The 6,276-nt window shown below is 64.2% G+C and carries 7 protein-coding genes; 1 reads left to right on the forward strand and 6 read right to left on the reverse strand.

Annotation, left to right across the window (positions count from 1 at the left end; translation table 11 throughout):
• Positions 1-36: 36 nt before the first annotated feature.
• Positions 37-792, forward strand: coding sequence for a HesA/MoeB/ThiF family protein (locus tag ACIQ09_RS12825; RefSeq protein WP_398310257.1), 756 nt, complete (start codon positions 37-39; stop codon positions 790-792).
• On the opposite strand, the gene ACIQ09_RS12830 is transcribed toward ACIQ09_RS12825, so the two are convergent.
• The 6 genes from ACIQ09_RS12830 to glyA all read right to left on the reverse strand — a co-directional run.
• Positions 778-1,758 (reverse strand): sterol desaturase family protein, encoded by a 981-nt coding sequence (locus ACIQ09_RS12830; protein ID WP_398310260.1) that lies wholly within the window; start codon positions 1,756-1,758, stop codon positions 778-780. The two genes, ACIQ09_RS12825 and ACIQ09_RS12830, sit on opposite strands and share 15 nt — an antisense overlap.
• Positions 1,755-2,495: a polysaccharide deacetylase family protein gene (locus ACIQ09_RS12835; RefSeq protein WP_398310263.1), complete on the reverse strand. Its 741-nt coding sequence runs from the start codon at positions 2,493-2,495 to the stop codon at positions 1,755-1,757. The genes ACIQ09_RS12830 and ACIQ09_RS12835 overlap by 4 nt, the downstream gene beginning before the upstream one ends.
• Positions 2,492-3,451 (reverse strand): YncE family protein, encoded by a 960-nt coding sequence (locus tag ACIQ09_RS12840; RefSeq protein WP_398310266.1) that lies wholly within the window; start codon positions 3,449-3,451, stop codon positions 2,492-2,494. Before ACIQ09_RS12840 ends, ACIQ09_RS12835 begins: the two co-directional genes overlap by 4 nt.
• A gap of 128 nt (positions 3,452-3,579) precedes the next feature.
• Positions 3,580-4,668, reverse strand: coding sequence for a bifunctional diaminohydroxyphosphoribosylaminopyrimidine deaminase/5-amino-6-(5-phosphoribosylamino)uracil reductase RibD (gene ribD / locus ACIQ09_RS12845; protein ID WP_398310269.1), 1,089 nt, complete (start codon positions 4,666-4,668; stop codon positions 3,580-3,582).
• A gap of 13 nt (positions 4,669-4,681) precedes the next feature.
• The gene (gene nrdR, locus ACIQ09_RS12850; protein ID WP_398310272.1) at positions 4,682-5,161 is read right to left on the reverse strand and encodes a transcriptional regulator NrdR; all 480 of its coding nucleotides are present in this window, start codon (positions 5,159-5,161) and stop codon (positions 4,682-4,684) included.
• Between the two features lie 31 nt (positions 5,162-5,192).
• Positions 5,193-6,276, reverse strand: a 1,084-nt coding sequence (gene glyA / locus ACIQ09_RS12855; RefSeq protein ID WP_398310275.1) for a serine hydroxymethyltransferase, incomplete at its 5' end; no start/stop codon positions are given.

Genomic DNA, 6,276 nt, shown 5'->3' on the forward strand with positions numbered 1-6,276 from the left:
CGCCGGCATGGCGCCATTTTCTTTTTTCTGCCCCCCATGAACGACGATCAGTTGCTGCGCTATTCGCGCCACATTCTTCTGCCCCAGATCGGCATAGAGGGCCAGGACGCCATCGTCGCGGCCCGGGTGCTGGTGGTGGGCGCCGGCGGCCTGGGCTCTCCGGCCGCCATGTACCTTGCGGCTGCCGGTGTTGGTACGCTGGTGCTGGCGGATGGCGATACGGTGGATCTGACCAATCTGCAGCGCCAGATCCTGCACAGTCAGGATGGTGTAGGACGCTTGAAGGTGGAGTCGGGGCGTGACAGCCTGGCGCGCCTCAATCCGGAGGTCAGGGTTGTTCCCCTGGCATGCAGGCTGGAGGGCGAGGCGCTGGCGCTGGAAGTCGCCCAGGCCGATGTGGTTCTGGACTGCTCGGACAATTTCGCGACGCGCCACGCCATCAACCGGGCCTGTGTGGCTGCCCGCAAGCCCCTCGTTTCCGGGGCCGCGGTACGTTTCGATGGTCAGGTTTCAGTCTTCGATCTGCGGCACGAGGCCAGCCCGTGCTACCACTGCCTGTTTCCCGAGGGCGAGGATGTGGAGGAAGTGCGCTGCGCCGTGATGGGCGTCTTTGCGCCGATCACGGGCATTGTCGGTGCCGTTCAGGCGGCCGAGGCTCTCAAGCTGCTGGCCGGGTGCGGCGAAACGCTGACCGGGCGTCTGCTTCTGCTTGATGCGCTGGCCATGGACTGGCGGACGATCCGTCTCGGACGCGATCCGGCCTGCGCGGTGTGCGCGTCACATCGCAGCTGAGCCCGTGCGGGGGCGAGTCAGTGCCCGCCACAGCAGGACCAGCCCCAGCTTCTGTTGCCGCCAGAAATCGTCCCGGGCGGCGAGTGCCTCGGCACTGTCTTCACGGATACCTGTCGGGGGAAGCTGCTTCTCGAGGTGCAAGGTGCCGAAGATCGCATCCCAGAACGGAAACAGGATCGCGAAGTTGCAGCCGTGGCGATAACGCTCGCCAGAGGGCAGGTCCAGTGCGTGATGCCAGCGATGGTAGCGGGGCCCCACGATGAGGTAATCGCCCAAGCGTCCGAAGCCCAGTCGCGTGTTGGTGTGGGATAGATTCTCCACCAGGCGCAGGGTGACCAGCAGCCCGATGAAGTGCCCGGGCGGCACGCCGATCAACAGGGACAGTCCGGCGAACCACATACCGGCAATCAGGTCGTCCAGCAGGTGATTGCGGGAATCCGTCCAGAAGGACATCTGGCGCTGGGAGTGGTGAATGCCATGCAGGGCCCACCACCAGCCAAAGGTGTGGGACAGACGGTGGCGCCAGTACTCGGCAAAGTCCAGGATCAGCAGATAGATCACGAAGCTGGCCAGGGGGTGGGTGTCGAGCGTGGGCAACCAATCCTCGAGTTGCCGCGGGATCATGTCATGGAAACGCAACCAGCCGTCGAGAGCCATGAAGGCAGGTGCCAGCAAGGCAAAGACCGCCAGCGGAATAACGCCCAGGCGGTTGAGCACGGTGTACAGCACATCCACCCTTACCGCCTTGCGCCCGCTCCACCTTTCCGCCGGCCAGAGGGCCTCCAGCGGACGCATGATCGAATAGGCGATTGCCAGTTCAAGAATACCGATGAGAACGAACTCGATACCCTCGAAGCCCATCTCCACATAACTGGCCAGCCCCAACGCAAAAAGTGCAGGCTGGACCAGGCTGTCGAACAGCCAGCCCTGGGTAGCGACGAATAGGTCAGTGAGAAAGGCGATCATGGCGTTGGGACGCGTGCGAAGCAGAATCCGCGTGCCTTGAGGCCCGCGATCAAGGGGTCGAGCATGGGCGCGAAGGGGTCATGCCGGGACCAGATGCCCAGGTGGGCCATCAGGATGTCCCCATCACGGATACGCGCCAGGGCCCGCTCCAGCAGCATGGCATTGGAGTGGGTGTGGGAGGGGAGTTCGTCTCCGAGAAAACCGGCTGCTGACCAATGAACGTGGCGATAGCCGCAGGCCCTGGCGGCCTTGAGTGTGAGCGGGGTCGTGCGTCCGCCGGGGGCTCGCCACAGGGGATCAAGGGGGCGTCCGGTGAGCGCTTGAAACTGCGTGTCGGCGGCTTTCAGTTCCGCGCAGACTTGTGCTGCGTCGAGTCGGGCGTGGGTACCGTCCATTAGTCGGTAGGTCACCCGGCCGTCGGCTTCATCCTGCCGGAAACTGCCGTGTCGCCAGGTGTGGCTACCGAAGGCGTGGCCTTCAGCGACCCGGGCCTTCCAGTAGTCTCCCCAGCTTGCGTCGAGGGCGTGGTCGCCGCGCAGTGTCTTTTCCTGGGCCACGAAGAATGTCGCCTTCACTTGGTGCTTGTCGAGGATGGTCGCAATGGCCTCGGCGTGGCGCATGTTGCCGGTATCAAGTGTCAGGTACACGGTGCCCTGGCAGGCCTCGGGTGTCGCTCCGTGGGCGAGGCACGTAGCGCACAGAAGGGCAGCAGGCAGGTATTGGCGGATGGCGCTCATTGCCGCGGAGCGTGGCTGATGAACGACACCCCATGGGGGGAGCGGCCTACCCGGATCGAGTGGGAGAGCTTCTTCTGTTCCAGATTGACGACCTGAACCTTGCGGGCAAAACGGGCGGTGACCCACAGTTCCTTGCCATCGGCGCGGATCTCCATGTCATCGGGGCCGCCAGGGACGTCGTAACTTTCGACAACACTCAGATTCTGCATATCCACGAGAGAAATGCTGCCCTTGACGGTGCGGTTCGAGACAAAGACATGGCGGCCATCGCCCCGGGGCAGGAAGTTGTGGGCCCCCCGGGCAGTGGCAATGCGCTTGATGGTGCGGCGGGCTCGCCAGTCGATCACTTCCACATAGTCGGCGCCCATGATGCCAACCAGCAGGTAGCGGTCGTCGGGCGTCATGTGGATACCGGCCGGCGTTGGGCCTACGGGGTGTTTCCAGGCGGGCTGGCGCGTCTTCAGATCGATGGCGAGAACTTCGTTGGAGTCCTGCAGGGTGATGAAGACGAACTGGCTGGCCTTGTCGAAGGCCATGTGCGAAGGCGTCCTTTCGGCCGGGACGCGGGCGACCAGGCTGAAGTCAGCGGCACGGTAGAGATCCACCCGGTCGAGGCGCAACGAGTTGGCAACGAACCACGCTTTGTCCGGTGAGAAGCCGAGCTGGTAGGGGTCGGAGATGTTTTTGATGCGTTTCTGCTCCTTGCCTGTCCGGGGGTCGAAGAACACCAGTTCGTTGGAGACGGCACAGGCGACGATGACAGCGCTGTCGTCCGGCATGGCCATCAGGTGATGGGGCTCCTTGCAAGCGGGTGCGCGGCCGGTCTCCTGGTAAGTGCGGGTGTCGATGAAGCTCACGCTTTCATCCACCGAGTTGAGGACGATGGCAGTTTCGGCGTGGAGCGCTGGTGTAATGAGTACGAGGGCGAGGAAGGCGGTCTGGAGGAGATGCGTCATCAGGGCAGGCAGGTTGCGAGAGCGGGCCTACCTTAACGCCATGCCGTCTGTCGCGATGACGCATCTTTCATGCGTCTGTCAAAGGTTTGCAGATTTTTCCCGATACCTGCGTGCCGGTGTGCGGTGTGTCACTCCGGGCGGGCGATGACGCGCAGATCCCGACCAATGATACGTACGTCGTGGAAGGCGAGGGGGCGCTTGTCGGCAAGGCTGGTGAGGGCAGGCAGGTTGAAGAGGCCGCGGGCCGCATCGCCCACCAGCGCTGGGGCCAGATACAGGATCAACTCGTCCACGCAGCCTTCCCGGAGCAGGGATCCATTCAGTTTGAAGCCGCTTTCGGCGAGAACCTCATTCAGGCCGCGGCGGCCCAGTTCTCGCATCAGCGCTGGCAGATCCACCTTGCCACCCTTGTCGGGAAGGATGACCACTTCGGCTCCCCTGCGCTGCAGGGCGGCGATGCGGTCGGCGTCGTTGATTGCGGCGGCGACGAGGACTGGCCCGCCATCGAGCAGGCGGGCGTTGAGTGGCGTTTCCAGGCGGGCATCGACGACCACGCGCAGGGGCTGGCGCTCGGTCGGAACAGCCCGGACATTGAGCTGCGGGTCATCGTCGCGCACGGTGCCGATGCCGGTGAGGACGGCACAGGAGCGGGCGCGCCAGCGGTGGGCATCACGGCGGGCATCGTCGCCGGTGATCCACTGGGAGACCCCATTTTCGAGTGCGGTCTTGCCGTCGAGGGTGGCCGCGGCCTTCAGTCGCAGCCAGGGGCGCCCGCGGGTCATGCGCGAGATGAAGCCGATGTTGAGTTCCCTGGCTTCGGCCTCCTGGACACCGGCCAACGTGATGATGCCGGCTTCACGCAGGCGGGCGAGGCCGCGCCCGGCGACCAGGGGATTAGGGTCTTCCATGGCTGCGACCACGCGGCTTACACCGGCCTTTACCAGTGCTTCGGCGCAGGGTGGCGTCCGTCCGTAGTGAGAGCAGGGCTCCAGGGTGACGTAGGCCGTGGCACCCAGGGCCCGCTCCCCGGCCATGGCGAGAGCGTGAACCTCGGCATGGGGCTCACCGGCACGTGCATGCCAGCCTTCGCCGACCATCTCTCCCTGCCGGACGATGACGCAGCCCACACGGGGATTGGGTGTCGTGGTGAGCAGCCCGCGTGCCGCCAACTCGAGGGCGCGGGCCATCCACCGGTAGTCGTCGGCGGTGGCAATCATGGAGGGCAAACCTTCAGGATGTCTTGGGGGGGCGGCCGCGGGGACGGGTGCTGACTTCGCGGATGACTTCCGAGAATTCGTCCACGTCCTCGAAGGCACGGTAAACCGAGGCAAAGCGGATATAGGCCACCTTGTCGAGCTTCTTGAGTTCGCGCATCACCAGTTCGCCGATGCGCTCGGAGGGGATTTCCCGTTCACCGGAGGAGAGCAGCTTGGCTTCGATACGGTCGACTGCGGCTTCGACGCTTTCGGCCGTGACCGGCCGCTTGCGCAGGGCCAGGCTCAGGCTGCCCAGCAGTTTGTCGCGACTGAAGTCGGCACGGCTGCCGTTTTTCTTGACCACCTGAGGCATCTTGAGGTCGATGCGCTCGTAGGTGGTGAAGCGCTTGTCGCAGGACAGGCAGCGACGGCGGCGCCGGACAATGTCACCGTCCTCGTTCTCACGGGTGTCGGTGACCTGCGTGTTGTCGGCGCCGCAGAAGGGGCAATGCATGGGCTAGCGCACCCGCCCGCTGTTACGGTTGTTACGCACCATACACCGGGAACTTGCGGCACAGCTCGGCAACCTTGGCGCGCACGTTCTCGGTGGTGGCCTCGTCATTGGGCTTGTCGAGTACGTCGGCGATGAGATGCGCGATGCGCTCTGCTTCGATCTCGGTGAAACCACGGGTGGTCATCGCCGGGGAGCCGATGCGGATGCCGGAAGTCACGAAGGGCTTCTGGGGATCGTTCGGGATCGAGTTCTTGTTGACGGTGATGTGGGCGCGGCCCAGTGCAGCTTCGGCTTCCTTGCCGGTGATGTTCTTGGACTGCAGGTCGACCAGGAACACGTGGCTTTCAGTGCGGCCGGAAACGATGCGCAGGCCGCGCTCTTCACCCAGCACACGCGCCATGACGCGGGCGTTGGCAATGACCTGTTCCTGATAACGCTTGAACTGGGGTTCGGCGGCTTCCTTGAAGGCCACGGCCTTGGCCGCAATGACGTGCATCAGCGGACCACCCTGGAGGCCCGGGAAAATGGCCGAGTTGAGGGCCTTTTCGTGCTCGGCCTTCATAAGGATGATGCCGCCGCGGGGGCCGCGAAGCGTCTTGTGAGTGGTCGAGGTGACCACATCGGCATGGGGCACCGGGTTGGGGTAGTAGCCAGCGGCGATGAGGCCGGCGTAGTGGGCCATGTCGACCCAGAAGATGGCGCCGATCTCTTTGGCAATCTTCGCGAAGCGCTCGAAGTCGATGCGCAGGGAGTAAGCGGATGCACCCGCGATGATGATGCGCGGCTTGTGCTCACGGGCCAGCGCTTCCATCTTGTCGTAGTCGATCTCTTCGTTTTTGTCGAGACCGTAAGCAACAACGTTGAACCACTTGCCGGACATGTTGAGCGGCATGCCGTGGGTCAGGTGACCGCCTTCGGCGAGGCTCATGCCCATGATGGTGTCGCCGGGCTTGGCGAAGGCCATCAGAACGGCCTGATTGGCCTGGGAGCCGGAGTTCGGCTGCACGTTGGCCGCTTCTGCGCCGAACAGGGTCTTGAGGCGCTCGATGGCGAGTTGCTCGGCCATGTCGACGAACTCGCAACCACCGTAATACCGCTTGCCCGGATAACCTTCC

It is taken from the genome of Zoogloea sp. (assembly GCF_044344315.1).
Lineage (GTDB): Bacteria > Pseudomonadota > Gammaproteobacteria > Burkholderiales > Rhodocyclaceae > Zoogloea.

Coding starts and splice junctions, on each gene's coding strand:
- ACIQ09_RS12825 (WP_398310257.1), top strand. CDS start 37: ATGAACGACGATCAGTTGCTGCGCTATTCGCGCCACATTCTTCTGCCC.
- ACIQ09_RS12830 (WP_398310260.1), bottom strand. CDS start 1,758: ATGATCGCCTTTCTCACTGACCTATTCGTCGCTACCCAGGGCTGGCTG.
- ACIQ09_RS12835 (WP_398310263.1), bottom strand. CDS start 2,495: ATGAGCGCCATCCGCCAATACCTGCCTGCTGCCCTTCTGTGCGCTACG.
- ACIQ09_RS12840 (WP_398310266.1), bottom strand. CDS start 3,451: ATGACGCATCTCCTCCAGACCGCCTTCCTCGCCCTCGTACTCATTACA.
- ribD (WP_398310269.1), bottom strand. CDS start 4,668: ATGATTGCCACCGCCGACGACTACCGGTGGATGGCCCGCGCCCTCGAG.
- nrdR (WP_398310272.1), bottom strand. CDS start 5,161: ATGCATTGCCCCTTCTGCGGCGCCGACAACACGCAGGTCACCGACACC.